Genomic DNA, 18,013 nt, shown 5'->3' with positions numbered 1-18,013 from the left:
GACACATCGAGGACGCTTGGTAACACGGCGAGCATGCCAGCGGCGGTACGAGCCCTCGTACCGCCGCAACCCTTTTCCACGTTTCCACGGGTCCCGTTTCCTACGGGCCTCCCGCTTCCCCGCCCGCCGCTCGGCCTTCTACGCCGCGCCGCGCTGAAGCGCCTCGCACACCGCGGTCGACTCGCGCGCACCCAGTTCGACCGCCCGGCCGCAGTGCGCGATCCAGGCCGCCATACCCTCCGGAGTGCCGGAGACATAGCCGTCGAGAGCCGCCAGATACGCCGCCCGGCCCTGGTCCGCATGGCCCACCTCGGCCGGGCAGACCGACTTCGGGTCCAGACCGCTGCCGATCAGAACGATCCGCTCGGCGGCGCGCGCCACCAGTGCGTTGTGGGAGACGAAGGGGCGCAGCGCCAACAGCTCGCCGTGCACGACGGCCGCCGTCACCAGCGCGGGCGCGGAGCTTCCCTCGACGACCAGCCGTGCCAGGCCGTCCAGCCTGCCGGACACCTCGTCCGCGCCCGGCAGCGGCAGTTCGAGCAGCGGCTCGTCGACCGCCTCACCGGCACGGCGGGGCCGGCCGGTCTCGTCACCGTCGCTCGCGGCGGCCACCAGGTGCAGGCGGGCCAGCACGCGCAGGGGCGACTGCCGCCAGATGGACAGCAGCTGGCCGGCCTCGGCCGACAGCCGCAGGGCCGCGCCAACGACGCGCGCCTCGTCGTCACCGCTGAAGTCGGTGCGCCGCCGCACTTCCTCCAGGGCCCAGTCCGCACCGGACAGGGCCGCGGACCCCCGGGCGCCGCGCAACGCCGCCTCGGAGGTGATCGCGTTGCTGCGGCGCCGCATGATCCGGTGTCCGTAGACCCGGTCGACGGCTTTGCGCACGGATTCCACCGACTCGCTCACACCGGGCAGCGCACCCAGGGCCGCGAGCGGATCGGCGGTCGCACCAGTCGTACTCATGGGTACGACACTACGCACCCCCCGGCCACACCCCACGAAGGAGTGGTCTTCTTCACCTCGTACAACACACGCGGCAATCGCGACGCTACGCTTCGTGAACATGAAAATTGCTTTCGTCGGGAAGGGCGGCAGCGGCAAGACCACGCTCTCCTCCCTCTTCATCCGCCATCTCACGGCTTCCGGTGCGCCGGTCGTCGCCATCGACGCCGACATCAACCAGCACCTCGGGGCCGCGCTCGGTCTCGACGAGCGACACTCGGCCGCGCTGCCCGCCATGGGCGACCGGCTCCCGGTGATCAAGGACTACCTGCGTGGTTCCAACCCACGCATCGACTCGGCCGCGACGATGATCAAGACGACGCCCCCCGGTGAGGGCTCGCGGCTGGTCCGGGTACGGGAACCCAATCCGGTGTACGACGCCTGCGCGCGACCGGTGGAACTCGACGGCGGCGCCGTCCGTTTGATGGTCACCGGCTCCTTCACCGACGCCGACCTGGGAGTCGCCTGCTACCACTCCAAGACCGGAGCGGTGGAGCTGTTCCTGAACCACCTGGTCGACGGCCCCGACGAGTACGTGGTGGTCGACATGACCGCCGGCTCGGACTCCTTCGCCTCCGGGCTGTTCACCCGCTTCGACATCACCTTCCTCGTGGCCGAGCCGACCCGGAAGGGGGTCTCCGTCTACCGCCAGTACAAGCAGTACGCCCACGACTTCGGCATCACGCTGAAGGTCGTCGGCAACAAGGTCCAGGGCCAGGAGGACATCGACTTCCTGCGCGCGGAGGTCGGGGACGATCTGCTGGTGACCGTGGGGCACTCGGACTGGGTGCGGGCCATGGAGAAGGGGCGGCCACCGCGGTTCGACCTGCTGGAGGACTTCAACAGCCGGGCCCTGTACGCCCTCCAGGTCGCCGCCGACGCCACCCACGAGCTGCGCGACTGGGAGCGCTACACCCGCCAGATGGTCCACTTCCACCTCAAGAACGCCCTGTCCTGGGGCAATGAGCGCACCGGGGTCGACCTGGCGGCGCAGGTCGACCCCGGGTTCGTGCTCAGCGAGAACGTCGCCGCTTCCGTCTGACGGCTACCGCCCGACCGCCGGCGCCCCCGGTACCCCCTTGGGGGCCGGGGCGGAGCGGCCCGACAGGAAGGACGCCCAGCCCTGCTTGGGCGCCTCGCCGACCTTCAGGCTGTGCAGCTTCGACAGGGTCTGCGGATCCTGGGCGTCGAGCCAGTCGGTGAGCTGCCGGAAGGAGACGCAGCGCACCTCGGGCTTGTTGCACACCTGCTCGATGACCTCGTCGATGGCGCGCATGTAGGTGCCGCCGTTCCAGGACTCGAAGTGATTGCCGATGACCAGTGGCGCGCGGTTGCCGTTGTAGGCGCGGGTGAAGCCCTGGAGCAGGCCGTCCCTCATCTGGTCACCCCAGTAGTCGTACTTGTCGGGGTCACCCTGGGTCGAGGTGCCGGACTGGTTGACCATGAAGTTGTAGTCCATGGTCAACTGCTCGAAGGTGTGCCCGGGGAAGGGCACCAACTGCATCGACAGATCCCACAGTCCGTACCGCTTCTTCGGCCAGATCTGGTCGTTGACACCGCTGGTGTCGTAGCGGAAGCCCAGCTCGCTGGCTGCCTTCATGAAGTTCTTCTGCCCCTCCAGGCAAGGGGTGCGGGCGCCGACGAGTTCCTTGTCGTAGTCGAAGGGCAGCGGCGGGGCCTTCTTCAGACCCGTGTTGGTCTTCCAGGACTTCACGAACTGCTTGGCCTGGGAGATCTCGCTCTTCCACTCGTCGACCGACCACTGGCCGACGCCGCCTTCACTGCCGCAGAAGTGGCCGTTGAAGTGGGTTCCGATCTCGTTCCCCTCCAGCCAGGCGAGCCGGAGTTGCTTGACGGTGTCGGTGATTCCCTTCTCGTCGTTGAAACCGATGTCCGAACGGCCCGGTGAGTGCTGCGGGGGCCGGTAGAGGTCACGTTTCTCCTCGGGCAGCAGATACACACCGCTGAGGAAGTACGTCATGGTCGCGTGGTTGGCCTTGGCGACCTTACGGAAGTGGGAGAACAGCTTCTGACTGTCCTCGCCGGCGCCGTCCCAGGAGAAGACCACGAACTGCGGGGGCTTCTCACCGGGCGCCAGCCGCGCGGGTCTGGGGAGGCGCGGCTGCCCCCCGGTGAACGCGGTGGAGCCGTCGCCGATCAGGCGGACCAGGCCCCTGGGTGCCGCCGGTGCGCCCTGCTCAGGCCCGGGCGCTCCTTCCTTCGCATGCTGGGAGCCGGCCGAACAGCCGGCGAGTGACGCCGCACAGGCCACGGCGGCCATGGCGCCCGCGGCGATCCTCTGGGTGGCGGCCATGTTCCGTCCACCTTCTTCCTTCTCTCAGGCCAACGCCGGTAAGGGCGTTCTCTGGTGATGCGTCGGGCTGTGCCGTCCGCGCCGCCAAGGTCGCATAGGGCCAAGAGGGGAATTAATACGACAAGCCGATGAAATGCTCGGTTCATCCAGCCGAGTGAATATATGGACCATTTGCACCGAAAGTCCAGGCATGGGCTTTACCTTGCATTACGATTCATTTACCGAATATTGGTTCATCCCGCCGCTGCACGCCGTGACCCACGGCCGCGAGCCGCCCCCGGCATCACACGGGGGCACCCCTTGTTCCGCGACCGCGCTGCCCCGGAGGAGACGGGAAACATGTCAGCCTGCGTACCGCCACGGCCCCACCCGCTCGGCGTCGACCGAGCGGCCCGGCCCCACACCGCCGACCCGGCCCGCACCAAACACCCTCACCAACCGCACAGTCCGCCACCGGCACCGCCCCATCGCTTCCGCATCGCGGGCGCCGACCTGTCCGCGTCGATCGCCGTCTTCCTGATCGCCCTTCCCCTGTCCCTGGGCATCGCCCTCGCCACCGGCGCACCGCTCCAGGCCGGACTCGTCGCCGCCGCCGTCGGCGGAATCCTCGCCGGACGGTTCGGCGGCTGCCCGCTCCAGGTCAGCGGCCCGGCCGCCGGACTCACCGTCGTCACCGCCGATCTCATCCACCGTTACGGGTGGCGGACGACATGCGGCATCACCGTCCTCGCCGGCCTCGCCCAACTCGGCCTGGGCTGCCTGCGCGTGGCTCGAGGCGCTCTGGCCGTCAGCCCGGCCGTGGTGCACGGCATGCTCGCGGGCATCGGCCTCACCATCGCCGTCGCCCAGCTGCACATCGTCCTCGGCGGCACCCCGCAGAGCTCCGTCCTGGACAACCTTCTCGCGCTGCCCGCGCAGTTGGCGGCCCTGCATCCCGCCGCCGTGTCGATGAGCGCACTGACCCTGACCCTGCTGCTCGTCTGGCCAAGACTGCCCGGCCGCCCCGGCATCGCACTGCGCAAGGTCCCGGCCGCGCTCGTCGCCGTCGCCGGAGCCACCGCGACCGCCTCACTCGCCGGGCTCACCCTGCCCAAGGTCGAGCTGCCGTCCTGGCGCAGCCACGCCCTGGCAGGACTGCCGGAGGGCCCGACCCTCGGCATCGCCGCCGCCGTGTTCACCACCACGCTGGTGTGCAGCGTGCAGTCCCTGCTCGGCGCCGTCGCCGTGGACAAGCTGGTCGCCACCCGCCCCGGGCTACGGGCCCGCGTCGGGCGCTCCAACCTGGACCGGGAACTGCTCGGGCAGGGCACCGCCAACATCGTCTCCGGAGCACTCGGCGGACTGCCGGTCGCGGGGGTGGCCGTGCGAAGTTCGGCGAATGTGCGATCCGGTGCCGTGAGCCGGAACTCCACGATGCTGCACGGCGTTTTCGTAGTAGCCGCCGCGCTGCTGATGGTCCCTCTCCTGGAGCTCATCCCGCTCGCCTCGCTCGCCGCCCTGGTGATGGCCGTCGGCATCCAGATGGTGTCCCTGCACCACATCCGCACGGTGACCCGCCACCGAGAAGTACTGGTCTACGCCGTCACCACTCTCGCCGTCGCCTTCATCGGCGTCCTGGAGGGGGTGGCGCTCGGGGTCGCCGTGGCCGTCGCGGTCGCCCTGAATCGCCTCGCGCACACCCGCATCACGCACGAAGAGACGGAAGGAGTCCATCGCGTACAGGTAAGCGGACAGCTGACGTTCCTCGCGGTTCCCCGGCTCAGCCGAGCCCTGCATCTCGTACCCCATGGCGCCCACGCCGTCGTGGAACTGGACGGTTCGTTCATGGACCACGCGGCGTACGAGTCACTGCACGACTGGCAGAGCGGACACACCGCGCAGGGCGGCACCGCCGAACTGACCGGCCGACGGACCGGACTGAGCACCGGACCGCCGACGGCGCCCGCCGGTTGCCGCTGCCGACCGTGGACACCGTGGCGCAACCACCAGTGCGTCCTGCCGTCCGGCGGGCTGCCGGGCACCGGGGCTGACGGCCGGGCGAGATCCGAGGTGACCGGGCTTCGGCCGCCCGACGGAAGCGAAGGCAGCACCGAGGGTGCCGCCGACGCGGCCCCAGGCACCGCAGCCGGACCCGGGTCGGCCGGCGCCAGCGCCACCAGCTCCGAATCCGACTCAGGCTCCGCCACCAACTCTGGCTCCAACTCCGGCCTTGGTTCCGGCTCGACCACCGGATCCCACACCGACTCCGGCTCGACCACCGGATCCCGCACCGGCTCCGGCTCGACCACCGGATCCCACACCGGCTCCGGCTCGACCACCGGATCCCACAGGGGTTCCGGCTCCCTCGCCGGCGCCGCCTCCGCATCGGCCACAGAAACGGACTCGGGCATGGATACGTCCTCCACCTCCGCTCCGGCCCCGACCCCGGCCCCGGCCCCGGCCCCGGCCCCTGGGTCCCCCACCGCCGGTGCCGCCACAGTCCCCGGCCTCGGCTCCGGCCTTGGCTCCAGCTCTGCCCCCGGCTCCAGTGGGCATGAACTGGCGCGCGGCATCGGAGCGTTCCAGCGCAACACGGCCCCGCTGGTACGGGGTGAGCTGGCACGGTTGGCCCGGGAGGGGCAGCGGCCGTCCCAGCTCTTCATCACCTGCGCCGACTCCCGGCTCGTGACGTCGATGATCACCTCCAGCGGTCCCGGTGATCTCTTCGTCGTCCGCAATGTCGGCAACCTGGTGCCTCTGCCGGGCGAGGAGGGCGGGGACGACTCGGTGGCGGCCGCGATCGAGTACGCGGTGGACGTGCTGAGGGTGCGGTCCATCACCGTGTGCGGGCACTCCGGGTGCGGGGCGATGCAGGCGCTGCTCGGCTCCGAGCCCGGTGGTGAGCCGACGCCGCTCAGGCGGTGGCTGAGGCACGGTCTGCCGAGCCTGGAGCGGTTGTCGGAGGCGACCGGGTCCTCGCCCCGGCTGACCGGGCGGTCGGCCGCCGACGTGGTGGAGCAGCTGTGCCTGACCAACGTGGTGCAGCAGATGGAGCATCTGCGGGCGCACGGCTCGGTGGGGCGGGCGCTGGCCGACGGGGCGCTGGAGCTGCACGGGATGTACTTCCACGTGGGCGAGACGCAGGCCTATCTGCTCGGGGAACCGGGCGCGGGCGAGCTGGTGTTCACGCCTGTGACGGGGGCGGAGGAGCTGTCCAGTCCGGCGTGAGCGATCCGGAGGAACCGAGAGGAACCGGCGTGAGCACACCCGGAGAGATGGAAGGGGCGTGAGAAAAGGGTGTGCGGTCGGGTGGACGTCGGCCGCGCACCCAACTTCGTCCCGGAAGATTCCGTCTTCTCCCCGAGGGATCCCGTCGCCGCGACGGGAAAGGTCTAAACCAATTGTGGGGCGGCCCTTGTCATTCCGCCCCCAGGTCTGATGAGGTGTGGCCTGGGACACAACGGGCACCGCACCCGGAACCCTCGGAATGGGAGATGTCGTGAGCAACGAAAGCCTGGCCAACCTGCTCAAGGAGGAGCGCAGGTTCGCACCGCCGGCGGAGCTGGCCGCGAACGCCAACGTCACGGCGGAGGCGTATGAACAGGCCAAGGCTGACAGGCTCGGTTTCTGGGCCGAGCAGGCGCGTCGGCTGTCCTGGGCCCAGGAGCCGACCGAGACGCTGGACTGGTCGAACCCGCCGTTCGCGAAGTGGTTCAAGGACGGGCGTCTCAATGTCGCGTACAACTGCGTGGACCGCCATGTGGAGGCCGGGCACGGCGACCGGGTCGCCATCCACTTCGAGGGCGAGCCCGGCGACAGCCGCGCGATCACCTATGCCGAGCTGAAGGACGAGGTCTCCCGGGCCGCCAACGCCCTGCTGGAGCTGGGTGTGCGGGCCGGTGACCGGGTCGCCGTCTACCTGCCGATGATCCCGGAGGCGGCGGTCGCGATGCTGGCCTGCGCCCGGATCGGCGCCGCGCACTCGGTGGTGTTCGGCGGGTTCTCGGCGGACGCGCTCGCCACCCGTATCCAGGACGCCGACGCGAAGGTCGTCATCACCGCGGACGGCGGCTACCGCCGTGGCAAGCCGTCCGCACTCAAGCCCGCCGTGGACGAGGCGGCCGCCAAGGCCGGCAATGTGGAGCACGTCCTCGTGGTGCGCCGTACGGGGCAGGACGTGGCCTGGAGCGAGGGCCGGGACGTGTGGTGGCACGACGCCGTCGGCCGCCAGTCCGCCGAGCACACGCCGGAGGCCTTCGAGGCGGAGCACCCGCTGTTCATCCTGTACACGTCCGGCACGACCGGGAAGCCCAAGGGCATCCTGCACACGTCCGGCGGTTATCTGACGCAGGCCGCGTACACGCACTGGGCGGTGTTCGACCTGAAGCCGGAGACCGACGTGTTCTGGTGCACGGCGGACGTCGGCTGGGTCACGGGCCACTCGTACATCGTGTACGGGCCGCTGGCCAACGGCGCGACGCAGGTGATGTACGAGGGCACCCCGGACACCCCGCACCAGGGCCGGTTCTGGGAGATCGTGCAGAAGTACGGGGTGACGATCCTGTACACGGCGCCGACCGCGATCCGTACGTTCATGAAGTGGGGCGACGACATCCCCGCCAAGTTCGACCTGTCCTCCCTGCGGGTGCTCGGCTCGGTGGGCGAACCGATCAACCCCGAGGCGTGGATCTGGTACCGCAAGCACATCGGCGCCGACCGGACGCCGATCGTGGACACCTGGTGGCAGACCGAGACCGGGGCGATGATGATCTCGCCTCTGCCGGGCGTCACCGAGGCCAAGCCCGGCTCCGCCCAGCGGCCGCTGCCCGGAATCTCCGCCACCGTCGTGGACGACGAGGCCCGCGAGGTGCCCAACGGTGGCGGCGGCTACCTGGTGCTGACCGAGCCGTGGCCGTCGATGCTGCGCACCATCTGGGGCGACGACCAGCGGTTCCTGGACACCTACTGGTCCCGCTTCGAGGGCCGTTACTTCGCCGGTGACGGCGCGAAGAAGGACGACGACGGGGACGTCTGGCTGCTGGGCCGGGTGGACGACGTCATGCTCGTCTCCGGACACAACATCTCCACCACCGAGGTGGAGTCCGCTCTCGTCTCCCACCCCTCCGTCGCCGAGGCGGCCGTCGTGGGTGCCGCGGACGAGACCACCGGACAGGCCATCGTCGCGTTCGTCATCCTGCGCGGCACCGCCTCCGAGGACGAGGCGCTCGTCGGCGAGCTGCGCGACCACGTCGGCGCGACGCTCGGCCCGATCGCCAAGCCGAAGCGTGTGCTGCCGGTGGCGGAGCTGCCCAAGACCCGCTCGGGCAAGATCATGCGTCGTCTCCTCCGGGACGTCGCCGAGAACCGGCAGCTCGGGGATGTGACGACGCTGACGGACTCGACCGTCATGGACCTCATCCAGTCCAAGCTGCCCGCGGCACCCAGCGAGGACTGAGCCCGGCGAGAGGCACGCAGGTGAGGGGCGCCCCGCGCGACGGCGGGGCGCCCCTTTCGCGCCTACCGTGGAATCCGGAATCACCGGTGCACTCACCATCAACCTTAGGTAAGCTAAGTAAAGCGTCAATGACGCGGCAAGATCCTCAAGGTGCGCCGGGAAGTCTGGTCGGCATGTGCTCCGCCCTGCCCACCACCCGGAGGTCTCCCCCGTGTCCCCGCCCCGCTCCGACCGCACCGCCCCCGCCCCCGCCCGCAAGGTGCTCGGACGTCTGTCCCTGCCCGAGCGGACCTTCGTCATGGACGCCCTGCGGACCGAGACCGTCGGTGGGGTGCTCCTGCTGCTCGCCGCCGTCGCCGCGCTGCTCTGGGCGAACATCCCCCCGCTGCGGCACAGCTACGAGACCGTCAGCCATCTCACCCTCGGCCCCGGGGCCCTCGGGCTGAACCTCTCCGTGGCGCACTGGGCCGCCGACGGACTGCTCGCCGTGTTCTTCTTCGTCGCCGGGATCGAACTCAAACGCGAGCTGGTCGCAGGTGACCTGAGGGACCCGAAGGCAGCCGTGCTGCCCGTGGTGGCGGCGCTGTGCGGGATGGCCGTACCCGCGCTCGTCTACACCCTCACCGCCGTCACCGGCGGCGGATCCGTCCAGGGCTGGGCGGTGCCGACCGCCACCGACATCGCCTTCGCGCTCGCCGTGCTCGCGGTCATCGGGACCTCGCTGCCCAGCGCGCTGCGCGCCTTTCTGCTGACGCTCGCCGTCGTCGACGACCTGTTCGCCATCCTGATCATCGCGGTGTTCTTCACCGGTCACATCGACTTCGCCGCGCTCGGCGGGGCGTTCGCCGGGCTGCTCGTCTTCTGGCTGCTGCTGCGCAAGGGGGTGCGCGGCTGGTACGTGTACGTCCCGCTCGCCCTCGTCATCTGGGCGCTGATGTACAACAGCGGCGTCCACGCGACGATCGCCGGTGTCGCCATGGGCCTGATGCTGCGCTGCACCACCCACGAGGGCGAGCAGCGCTCCCCCGGCGAGCACATCGAGCATCTGGTGCGCCCGCTGTCGGCGGGGCTCGCCGTGCCGCTGTTCGCGCTGTTCAGCGCGGGTGTCCCGGTGGCCGGCGGGGCCCTCCTCGGCGTGTTCACCAGACCGGAGACCCTCGGTGTGGTCCTCGGGCTCGTCGTCGGCAAGGCGGTCGGTATCTTCGGCGGCACCTGGCTGACCGCCCGCTTCACCCGGGCGTCGCTCAGTGAGGACCTCGAGTGGGCGGACGTCTTCGCCGTGGCGTCCCTGGCGGGGATCGGCTTCACCGTCTCGCTGCTCATCGGCGAACTGGCCTTCGAGGGCGATGCGCTGCTGACCGACGAGGTCAAGGCGGCGGTGCTGTGCGGTTCGCTGATCGCGGCCGTCTGCGCGACCGTTCTGCTGAAGATCCGCAACGTCAGGTATCGCAGGCTGGTCGAGGACGAGGAGCGGGACGAGGACCTCGACGGTGTCCCGGACGTCTACCGGCAGGACGAGCCCGCGTACCACCTGCGCATGGCGGAGATCTACGACCGCAAGGCCGCCGAGCACCGGCGGATCGCCCGGGAGATGGCCGCGGGGGGCCAGGGGCTTGCCGAAGTACCGGGCGGGGCAGGCGAGGAGGGCGGCCGTCCGGCATGATCTGACGAGACGGTACAAAGACGAGACGGCACAAGAACGAGCGCACACGTGTCATGCGAGCGCACACGTGTCATGTGCGAACCCATACGGAAGACGGAGAGGGAGACCCGCGATGAGCGCACCCGACGGCAGCCCGGTCGGCGCCGAACGCAGCATCGGCCAGCTGTTCGCCTCGGCGACGACCGAAATGTCGGCGCTGGTGCACGACGAGATCGCGCTGGCCAAGGCCCAGCTGAAGCAGGACGTCAAGCGCGGTGCGACGAGCGGCGGCGCGTTCTCGGCGGCCGGCATGCTGCTGCTGTTCTCCCTGCCGATGCTCAACTTCGCGCTGGCGTACGGCATCCGGACCTGGACCGGCTGGAACCTCGCGATCTGCTTCCTGCTGTCCTTCGCTGCGAACGTCCTGGTGGCCGTCGTACTGACACTGATCGGTGTGGTCTTCGCCAAGAAGGCCAAGAAGAGCCAGGGCCCGCAGAAGGTGGCCGCCTCGATGAAGGAGACGGCCGGCGTGCTGCAGAACGCCAAGCCGCACCCCCGCCCCGAGCGCCCCGAGCTCCCGGCGCTGGAGGCACGGGTGCCCGAGGCCATCGAAGCTGTGGGACGCTCGACGTCATGACGGATCCCGCCGCCCCATCGGTCGTACGCCTGGATGTCCCCGAGGGGGTGACCCACCGGGATGTCGCCGCCAACGGCGCCCGCTTCCACATCGCGGAGCTGGGCGACGGCCCCCTGGTGCTGCTGCTGCACGGCTTCCCGCAGTTCTGGTGGTCGTGGCGGCACCAGCTGAGCGCGCTCGCCGACGCCGGTTTCCGGGCCGTGGCGATGGACCTGCGGGGCGTGGGCGGCAGCGACCGCACCCCCCGCGGGTACGACCCGGCCAACCTGGCCCTGGATGTCACCGGTGTGATCCGCTCGCTCGGCGAGCCGGACGCGGCACTGGTCGGGCACGACCTGGGCGGCTACCTGGCGTGGACGGCGGCCGCGATGCGGCCCAAGTTGGTGCGGCGGCTCGCGGTCGTCTCCATGCCGCACCCGAGGCGCTGGCGCTCGGCGATGCTGCGGGACGCGCGGCAGACGGCCGCCGGCTCGTACATCTGGGGCTTCCAGCGGCCGTGGATCCCGGAGCGGCGGCTGGTGGCCGACGACGGCGCGCTGGTGGGCCGGCTGATCCGGGAGTGGTCCGGGCCCCGGCTGCCGGACGACGAGACGGTGGACACCTACCGCCGGGCGATGTGCATCCCGTCGACCGCGCACTGTTCGATCGAGCCGTACCGCTGGCTGGTGCGGTCGCTGGCCCGTCCCGACGGCATCCAGTTCAACCGCCGGATGAAGCGCCCGGTGCGGGTGCCGACGCTGCATCTGCACGGCTCCCTGGACCCGGTGATGCGGACCCGGAGTGCGGCGGGCTCCGGCGAGTACGTCGAGGCGCCGTACCGCTGGCGCCTCTTCGACGGGCTCGGGCACTTCCCGCACGAGGAGGATCCGGCGGCGTTCTCGGCCGAGCTGATCAACTGGTTGAAGGACCCGGAACCCGATCGGTGACCGATCGGGTGCGCTCTGTGTCCGGTTCTGCGTCCAGTTCTGAACGTTTGTCTCGCGAGCGGCCACATGCCTGACGCATAGGCCAATTGAGGGGCCTGGAGGCGGTTATGGACCATGCGGCGGGGGCAGACGTCGGGGTATGGGCTGGACGCACGACTACAGTGACGCACCCCGCGACCGCCGTACCGCGAGCGGGCTGATCTCCCATCGGCGAGGTGCCCCGCGACTGCCGGGCACGGACCTCCGGGTGGGTATTCCGCGCATTCTGCGCCGCCGAGCCCGCTGGGTGTCGGTACGGCTGCGTCATCCGCGCGGCTGACCGACCGCCAGGCCCCGGCCCCCTGGGACCCCTTGCCCCTCGGGACCCCTCACAGGGCGCAGCTGTCGGTACCCACCTGCTCGCTCGCCGTACGCCCCTTGGCGATGTCCTCCCGGATCTCGTCCGCGGTGAGTGCGTAACCGGTGTCGGCGTCGTCGAGGGACTTCGCGAAGACCACGCCGTACACCTTGCCTTCGGGCGTGAGCAGCGGGCCGCCGGAGTTGCCCTGGCGGACGGTCGCGTACAGCGAGTAGACGTCACGGCGGACGGTGTCGCGGTGGTAGATGTCCGGTCCGTTGGCCGTGATGCGGCCGCGGACCCGCGCCGCGCGGACGTCGTACGAGCCGTTCTCCGGGAAGCCCGCGACGATCGCGCCGTCGCCGCTGTTCGCGTCCTCGGACGCGAAGCGCAGGGCGCTCGCCTTGAGGTCCGGTACGTCGAGTACGGCGATGTCGCGCTTCCAGTCGTAGAGCACGACCGTGGCGTCGTACTTGCGGCCCTCGCCGCCGATCTGCACGGTGGGCTCGTCCACGCCGCCGACCACGTGCGCGTTGGTCATGACGCGCCGCTCGCCGAAGACGAAGCCGCTGCCCTCCAGGACCTTGCCGCAACTCTGCGCGGTGCCCATGACCTTCACGATGGATCTCTGGGCGCGGGCGGTGACGGTGCTGCCCGCCAGGGCCGGATCGGGCGGCCGGACGTCGGTGATCGGCTCGTTGGCGAAGGGGCTGAAGACCTGCGGGAAGCCGTTCTGCGCGAGGACCGAGGAGAAGTCCGCGAACCAGGTGTCGGCCTGAGCGGGCAGCGCCCGGGAGACGCCCAGGAGCACCTTGGAGCTGCGGACCTCCTTGCCGAGCGTCGGCAGGGTCGTGCCGGCCAGGGCCGAGCCGATCAGCCAGGCCACCAGCAGCATCGCCACCACGTTGACCAGGGCGCCGCCGGTGGCGTCCAGGGCACGGGCGGGGGACCAGGTGATGTGCCGGCGCAGCTTGTTGCCGAGGTGGGTGGTCAGGGCCTGGCCGACCGAGGCGCAGACGATGACGATGATCACCGCGACGACCGCGGCGGTCGTGCTGACCTCGGCCTTGTCGGTCACGGCGTCCCAGATGACGGGCAGCGCGTAGACCGCGACGAGGCCACCGCCGAGGAAACCGATCACCGAGAGGATGCCGACCACGAACCCCTGGCGGTAGCCGACGATCGCGAACCACACGGCGGCGACCAGCAGAAGGATGTCCAGCACATTCACGGGTTCACCCTGTCATGAGCGCCAGTCGAGTGGGACCCGCTTCTCCCGGTCCCATGGGCGCTCCCAGCCCGCGTAGTGCAGCAGCCGGTCGATGATGCCCGCGGTGAAACCCCATACGAGGGCCGATTCGACCAGGAATGCCGGGCCCGCGTGGCCGCTCGGGTGGACGGCGGTGGCGCGGTTCGCCGGGTCCGTGAGATCCGCCACGGGGACGGTGAAGACGCGCGCGGTCTCGTTGGGGTCGACGACGCCGACCGGGGTCGGCTCCCGCCACCAGCCGAGCACGGAGGTGACGACGAACCCACTGACCGGGATGTAGAGCTTGGGCAGGACGCCGAAGGGCTGGACACCAGCGGGGTCGAGCCCGGTCTCCTCCTCGGCCTCGCGCAGCGCGGCCCGCAGCGGCCCGTCGGCCGCCGGGTCGCCGTCCTCGGGGTCGAGGGAGCCGCCCGGGAAGGAGGGCTGCCCGGCGTGCGAGCGCAGCGACCCTGCGCGCTCCATGAGCAGCAGCTCGGGTCCGCGCTCGCCCTCGCCGAACAGGATCAGCACGGCGGACTGCCGCCCCGCCCCGTTCTCGGGCGGCAGGAAGCGGCTGAGCTGGAGCGGTTCGATGGTCTCGACAGCGCTCACCACCGGGTCGAGCCACTCCGGCAGCCCCTCCTTGCTGAGCGTCACCGGGCCGCCCCGCGCGGCACCGACGGGCGCACCTCCCGTATGCGTGTCGCTCGCGCGCCTGCCGCCCGCGTGCGTGCTGCTCGCGTGCGTGCCGCCCATGTGTGTCTCACTCGTGTGGGTCATCGCCACCCCCGATCTGCCGTGTCCAACGCCGGACGGTGCCCGGATCGTTCCGTCATGCGGACCCCAGCGGCGGGGCCGGCCTGCCGCCGGCGTCGAGGTAGGACTGCGGGGGCTTGAGTCGCTGGCCCGGGAAGCCGCCCTTCTCGTACTTCAGGAGTTTGCGTGCCTTGTCGGGGTCGGTCTCGCCCTCGCCGTACGCCGGGCAGAGCGGGGCGACGGGGCAGGCGCCGCAGGCGGGCTTACGGGCGTGGCAGATGCGGCGGCCGTGGAAGATCACGTGATGCGAGAGCATCGTCCACTCGCTCTTCGGGAAGAGCGCTCCGACGGCGGCCTCGATCTTGTCGGGATCGGTCTCGGCGGTCCACTTCCAGCGCCGCACCAGCCGCTGGAAGTGTGTGTCGACAGTGATGCCGGGCCGCCCGAAGGCGTTGCCGAGCACGACGAACGCGGTCTTGCGGCCGACGCCGGGGAGCTTGACGAGGTCCTCCAGTCTCCCCGGGACCTCACCGTCGTGCCGCTCCACGAGCGCCTTGGACAGGCCCATGACGGACTTGGTCTTGGCCCGGAAGAAGCCGGTGGGGCGGAGGATCTCCTCCACCTCCTCCGGGACGGCGGCGGCCAGGTCCTCGGGCGTGGGGTACTTCCCGAACAGGGCCGGAGTCGTCTGGTTGACCCTGAGGTCCGTGGTCTGCGCCGACAGGACGGTGGCGACCAGGAGCTGGAAGGGGTTCTCGAAGTCGAGCTCCGGATGGGCGTACGGGTACACCTCGGCCAGCTCGCGGTTGAGGCGGCGGGCGCGGCGGACCAGAGCGGTGTGCGACTCGTCGGCGGGCACCTTCTTCGCGGCTGCCTTTTTAGCTGCTTTTACGACTTTCGCACTATCACCAGAATCCTGTTCGCCCACAGCGGAATCACGTCGTACAACCACCCGCGCAGCCCCCTTGGCCTGTGCTCTCACCGGCGACTTGGACACCCGGCCAGCCTAGAGCCCGGCACCGACATCCGCCCCGGACCCCGAAGATCAGCCCCCAATTGGACCCCTGCCGCTTACCTCGGGACACGTGTGCGGCATCCTTGTGACAGATCACACTGTTTGGACCGTCCGCCAAAACGGGGAACACGGTCCCCTGGTACCAAGGGGGAGCAAGATCCCCTGAGCAGGACGACAAGGAGAGAACTCGTGGACGACGTTCTGCGGCGCAACCCGCTCTTCGCGGCTCTTGACGACGAGCAGGCCGCAGAGCTGCGCGCCTCCATGACCGAGGTGACCCTCGCGCGTGGTGACTCGCTCTTCCACGAGGGCGACCCGGGCGACCGGCTCTACGTCGTGACCGAGGGCAAGGTGAAGCTGCACCGCACCTCACCCGACGGCCGCGAGAACATGCTGGCCGTCGTGGGCCCCAGTGAGCTCATCGGCGAGCTGTCGCTCTTCGACCCGGGCCCGCGCACCGCGACCGCGACCGCCCTCACCGAGGTCAAGCTCCTCGGTCTCGGCCACGGCGACCTCCAGCCCTGGCTGAACGCGCGCCCCGAGGTGGCGGGCGCCCTGCTGCGCGCCGTCGCGCGCCGTCTGCGCAAGACCAACGACGCCATGTCCGACCTGGTCTTCTCCGACGTCCCCGGCCGCGTGGCCCGCGCCCTGCTGGACCTCTCCCGCCGCTTCGGTGTGCAGTCGGAGGAGGGCATCCACGTCGTCCACGACCTGACGCAGGAGGAGCTCGCCCAGCTGGTCGGCGCCTCCCGCGAGACCGTGAACAAGGCACTCGCGGACTTCGCCCAGCGCGGATGGCTCCGCCTGGAGGCGCGGGCCGTGATCCTGCTGGACGTGGAGCGACTGGCGAAGCGCTCGCGCTGAGCGCGCGCGAAGATCACGGCCGCTGAACACACGTGAAGGTCACCGGCCGCTGAGCGCGCGCGAAGTCACCGGCCCGCGGCCCGCGCGGCTTCCGGCCGGTGATCGCCACTCCGCGACCGGCCGGCTCCGGTCAGATCAAGCCATGATCGCGGAGGTACTCCAGCTGCGCCCGCACCGACAGCTCCGCCGCCGGCCACAGGGAGCGGTCCACGTCGGCGTACACGTGCGCGACGACCTCCGCGGCGGTGCCACGGCCGTTCTCCACGGCCGTCTCCACCTGGGCGAGGCGGTGGGCGCGGTGCGCGAGGTAGAACTCCACGGCGCCCTGGGCGTCCTCCAGGACGGGCCCGTGGCCCGGCAGGACGGTGTGCACGCCGTCGTCCACCGTGAGCGACCTCAGACGCCGCAGGGAGTCCAGATAGTCGCCCAGGCGGCCGTCGGGGTGGGCCACGACCGTCGTACCGCGCCCGAGGATCGTGTCGCCGGTCAGCACCGCGCGGTCGGCCGGGATGTGGAAGCACAGCGAGTCCGCGGTGTGCCCGGGCGTCGGTACGACCCGCAGCTCGAGGCCGCCGACGGTCACCACGTCCCCGGCGGCCAGGCCCTCGTCACCGAGCCGCAGCGCCGGGTCCAGCGCGCGCACCTTGGTGCCGGTCAGCGCGGCGAATCGGGCCGCGCCCTCCGCGTGGTCGGGGTGGCCGTGGGTCAGCAGGGTCAGCCCGACCCGCTTGCCCGCCTTCTCCGCCGTGTCGACGACGCCCCGCAGATGGCCCTCGTCCAGGGGTCCCGGGTCGATCACCACGGCCAGATCGGAGTCCGGTTCCGCGACGATCCAGGTGTTCGTGCCGTCCAGGGTCATCGCGGAGGCGTTGGGCGCCAGGACGTTGACCGCGCGCGCGGTGGCGGGTCCGGAGAGGACACCGCCCCGGGGCTGGCCGGGCAGGGCCGCCGCGTCCGTCATACGGCACCGCCCCCCGCGGGAGCGGTCGGGATGTGCTTGGTGAACTCGTCGTGCCCCGGCCAGGACAGCACGATCTCGCCGTCGACCAGACGCGCGCGGGCCAGCACCGGTGTCATGTCGCGCGCGGGGGCCGCGGCGAGCGCCTCGGCGGCGGTGGCGTACGGCAGCAGCTGGCGCAGGGTCGCGATGGTGGGCGGCATCATCGTCAGCTCGCCCGCGTCGTAGGCGGCGGACGCCTCCCCGGGGCGGGTCCACACGGTGCGGTCGGCCTCCGTGGAGGCGTTGCGGGTGCGCTGGCCCTCGGGAAGGACCGCCACGAAGAACCAGGTGTCGTAGCGGCGGGCCTCGAACTCCGGGGTGATCCAGCGGGTCCAGGCGCCCAGCAGGTCGGAGCGCAGCACCAGTCCGCGGCGGTCCAGGAACTCGGCGAAGGACAGGTCACGGGCGACCAGGGCGGCGCGGTCCGCCTCCCAGTCCTCGCCCGTGGTGTCGCCGACCACCGAGTCGGGGTCCGGTCCGGCGAGCAGGACGCCCGCCTCCTCGTACGTCTCCCGTACGGCCGCGCAGACGATCGCCTGCGCGCCGGCCTCGTCGACACCGAGCCGACCGGCCCACCACGCGCGCGTGGGGCCCGCCCAGCGGACCTGGTGGTCGTCGTCACGCGGGTCGACACCGCCGCCGGGGTACGCGTACGCGCCTCCGGCGAAGGCCATGGAGGCGCGTCTGCGCAGCATGTGCACGGCGGGACCGGCGGGGGTGTCCTTCAGGAGCATCACCGTGGCCGCGCGCCGGGGGGACACCGGGGTGAGGGTGCCGTCCGTGAGCGCGCGGATGCGGTCCGGCCACTCCGGGGGGTACCACTGCCCATTCACCATG

14 protein-coding genes and 1 pseudogene are annotated in these 18,013 nt (G+C 71.0%); 8 read left to right on the top strand and 7 right to left on the bottom strand.

The genetic code is table 11. From position 1 onward, the window contains the following. Positions 1-138: 138 nt before the first annotated feature. Positions 139-963, bottom strand: a complete 825-nt coding sequence (locus ACIPK3_RS11595; protein ID WP_402568461.1) for an oxidoreductase — start codon at positions 961-963, stop codon at positions 139-141. Positions 964-1,063: 100 nt separating this feature from the next. On the opposite strand from ACIPK3_RS11595, the gene ACIPK3_RS11590 reads away from it, so the two are divergent. Continuing rightward, positions 1,064-2,044: an ATP-binding protein gene (locus ACIPK3_RS11590; protein WP_402568459.1), complete on the top strand. Its 981-nt coding sequence runs from the start codon at positions 1,064-1,066 to the stop codon at positions 2,042-2,044. 3 nt (positions 2,045-2,047) lie between these two features. Here the strand turns inward: ACIPK3_RS11590 and ACIPK3_RS11585 are convergent, their stop codons facing one another. Continuing rightward, on the bottom strand, positions 2,048-3,316 hold the full coding sequence (locus ACIPK3_RS11585) for a hypothetical protein (RefSeq protein WP_402568458.1): 1,269 nt from the start codon (positions 3,314-3,316) through the stop codon (positions 2,048-2,050). A 339-nt stretch (positions 3,317-3,655) separates the two neighbouring features. Between ACIPK3_RS11585 and ACIPK3_RS11580 the strand changes: the two genes are divergently transcribed. The 6 genes from ACIPK3_RS11580 to ACIPK3_RS11555 all read left to right on the top strand — a co-directional run bounded on the left by ACIPK3_RS11580 (position 3,656) and on the right by ACIPK3_RS11555 (position 12,274). Further along, the gene (locus tag ACIPK3_RS11580; RefSeq protein ID WP_402568456.1) at positions 3,656-6,523 is read left to right on the top strand and encodes a SulP family inorganic anion transporter; all 2,868 of its coding nucleotides are present in this window, start codon (positions 3,656-3,658) and stop codon (positions 6,521-6,523) included. Between the two features lie 271 nt (positions 6,524-6,794). After that, complete coding sequence (acs, locus tag ACIPK3_RS11575; protein WP_402568454.1) at positions 6,795-8,750, top strand: acetate--CoA ligase; 1,956 nt, start codon at positions 6,795-6,797, stop codon at positions 8,748-8,750. Positions 8,751-8,961: 211 nt separating this feature from the next. Further along, entirely contained in the window at positions 8,962-10,413 is a 1,452-nt protein-coding gene (nhaA, locus tag ACIPK3_RS11570; protein ID WP_402568676.1) for a Na+/H+ antiporter NhaA, read from the top strand. 112 nt (positions 10,414-10,525) lie between these two features. Beyond that, positions 10,526-11,029, top strand: coding sequence for a phage holin family protein (locus tag ACIPK3_RS11565; RefSeq protein WP_402568452.1), 504 nt, complete (start codon positions 10,526-10,528; stop codon positions 11,027-11,029). After that, on the top strand, positions 11,026-11,955 hold the full coding sequence (locus ACIPK3_RS11560) for an alpha/beta fold hydrolase (protein ID WP_402568450.1): 930 nt from the start codon (positions 11,026-11,028) through the stop codon (positions 11,953-11,955). Before ACIPK3_RS11565 ends, ACIPK3_RS11560 begins: the two co-directional genes overlap by 4 nt. 139 nt (positions 11,956-12,094) lie before the next feature. Next, positions 12,095-12,274 (top strand): hypothetical protein, encoded by a 180-nt coding sequence (locus tag ACIPK3_RS11555; RefSeq protein WP_402568448.1) that lies wholly within the window; start codon positions 12,095-12,097, stop codon positions 12,272-12,274. A 49-nt stretch (positions 12,275-12,323) separates the two neighbouring features. Here the strand turns inward: ACIPK3_RS11555 and ACIPK3_RS11550 are convergent, their stop codons facing one another. The 3 genes and pseudogenes from ACIPK3_RS11550 to nth form a co-directional block, all read right to left on the bottom strand. Then, complete coding sequence (locus ACIPK3_RS11550) at positions 12,324-13,523, bottom strand: MarP family serine protease (protein WP_402568446.1); 1,200 nt, start codon at positions 13,521-13,523, stop codon at positions 12,324-12,326. A 12-nt stretch (positions 13,524-13,535) separates the two neighbouring features. Beyond that, a complete protein-coding gene (locus tag ACIPK3_RS11545) occupies positions 13,536-14,297 on the bottom strand; it encodes an NUDIX hydrolase (RefSeq protein WP_402568674.1) in 762 nt (253 codons plus the stop codon). A gap of 76 nt (positions 14,298-14,373) precedes the next feature. Further along, a pseudogene (gene nth, locus ACIPK3_RS11540) lies at positions 14,374-15,165 on the bottom strand (endonuclease III); the annotation flags it as partial. A 336-nt stretch (positions 15,166-15,501) separates the two neighbouring features. Here nth and ACIPK3_RS11535 point away from each other — a divergent pair. Then, the gene (locus ACIPK3_RS11535; RefSeq protein ID WP_402568444.1) at positions 15,502-16,176 is read left to right on the top strand and encodes a Crp/Fnr family transcriptional regulator; all 675 of its coding nucleotides are present in this window, start codon (positions 15,502-15,504) and stop codon (positions 16,174-16,176) included. Positions 16,177-16,306: 130 nt separating this feature from the next. Here the strand turns inward: ACIPK3_RS11535 and ACIPK3_RS11530 are convergent, their stop codons facing one another. Both ACIPK3_RS11530 and ACIPK3_RS11525 read right to left on the bottom strand, forming a co-directional pair. After that, complete coding sequence (locus ACIPK3_RS11530; RefSeq protein WP_402568442.1) at positions 16,307-17,137, bottom strand: MBL fold metallo-hydrolase; 831 nt, start codon at positions 17,135-17,137, stop codon at positions 16,307-16,309. Then, positions 17,134-18,012, bottom strand: coding sequence for an NUDIX hydrolase (locus tag ACIPK3_RS11525; protein ID WP_402568440.1), 879 nt, complete (start codon positions 18,010-18,012; stop codon positions 17,134-17,136). The genes ACIPK3_RS11530 and ACIPK3_RS11525 overlap by 4 nt, the downstream gene beginning before the upstream one ends. Position 18,013: the final 1 nt, after the last annotated feature.

This window comes from Streptomyces sp. NPDC086787, assembly GCF_044745865.1.
Taxonomy (GTDB): Bacteria; Actinomycetota; Actinomycetes; order Streptomycetales; family Streptomycetaceae; genus Streptomyces.
Note: the sequence above shows the minus strand (reverse complement) of the source record. Positions and strands in the feature narration are given on the sequence as shown.

What these genes read in the sequence shown, in the direction of transcription:
- ACIPK3_RS11565 (WP_402568452.1), top strand. Translation starts at nt 10,526, where the DNA reads ATGAGCGCACCCGACGGCAGCCCGGTCGGCGCCGAACGCAGCATCGGC.
- ACIPK3_RS11585 (WP_402568458.1), bottom strand. Translation starts at nt 3,316, where the DNA reads ATGGCCGCCACCCAGAGGATCGCCGCGGGCGCCATGGCCGCCGTGGCC.
- ACIPK3_RS11525 (WP_402568440.1), bottom strand. Translation starts at nt 18,012, where the DNA reads ATGGTGAATGGGCAGTGGTACCCCCCGGAGTGGCCGGACCGCATCCGC.
- ACIPK3_RS11590 (WP_402568459.1), top strand. Translation starts at nt 1,064, where the DNA reads ATGAAAATTGCTTTCGTCGGGAAGGGCGGCAGCGGCAAGACCACGCTC.
- ACIPK3_RS11530 (WP_402568442.1), bottom strand. Translation starts at nt 17,137, where the DNA reads ATGACGGACGCGGCGGCCCTGCCCGGCCAGCCCCGGGGCGGTGTCCTC.
- ACIPK3_RS11560 (WP_402568450.1), top strand. Translation starts at nt 11,026, where the DNA reads ATGACGGATCCCGCCGCCCCATCGGTCGTACGCCTGGATGTCCCCGAG.
- ACIPK3_RS11545 (WP_402568674.1), bottom strand. Translation starts at nt 14,297, where the DNA reads ATGGGCGGCACGCACGCGAGCAGCACGCACGCGGGCGGCAGGCGCGCG.
- ACIPK3_RS11580 (WP_402568456.1), top strand. Translation starts at nt 3,656, where the DNA reads ATGTCAGCCTGCGTACCGCCACGGCCCCACCCGCTCGGCGTCGACCGA.
- ACIPK3_RS11555 (WP_402568448.1), top strand. Translation starts at nt 12,095, where the DNA reads ATGGGCTGGACGCACGACTACAGTGACGCACCCCGCGACCGCCGTACC.
- ACIPK3_RS11595 (WP_402568461.1), bottom strand. Translation starts at nt 963, where the DNA reads ATGAGTACGACTGGTGCGACCGCCGATCCGCTCGCGGCCCTGGGTGCG.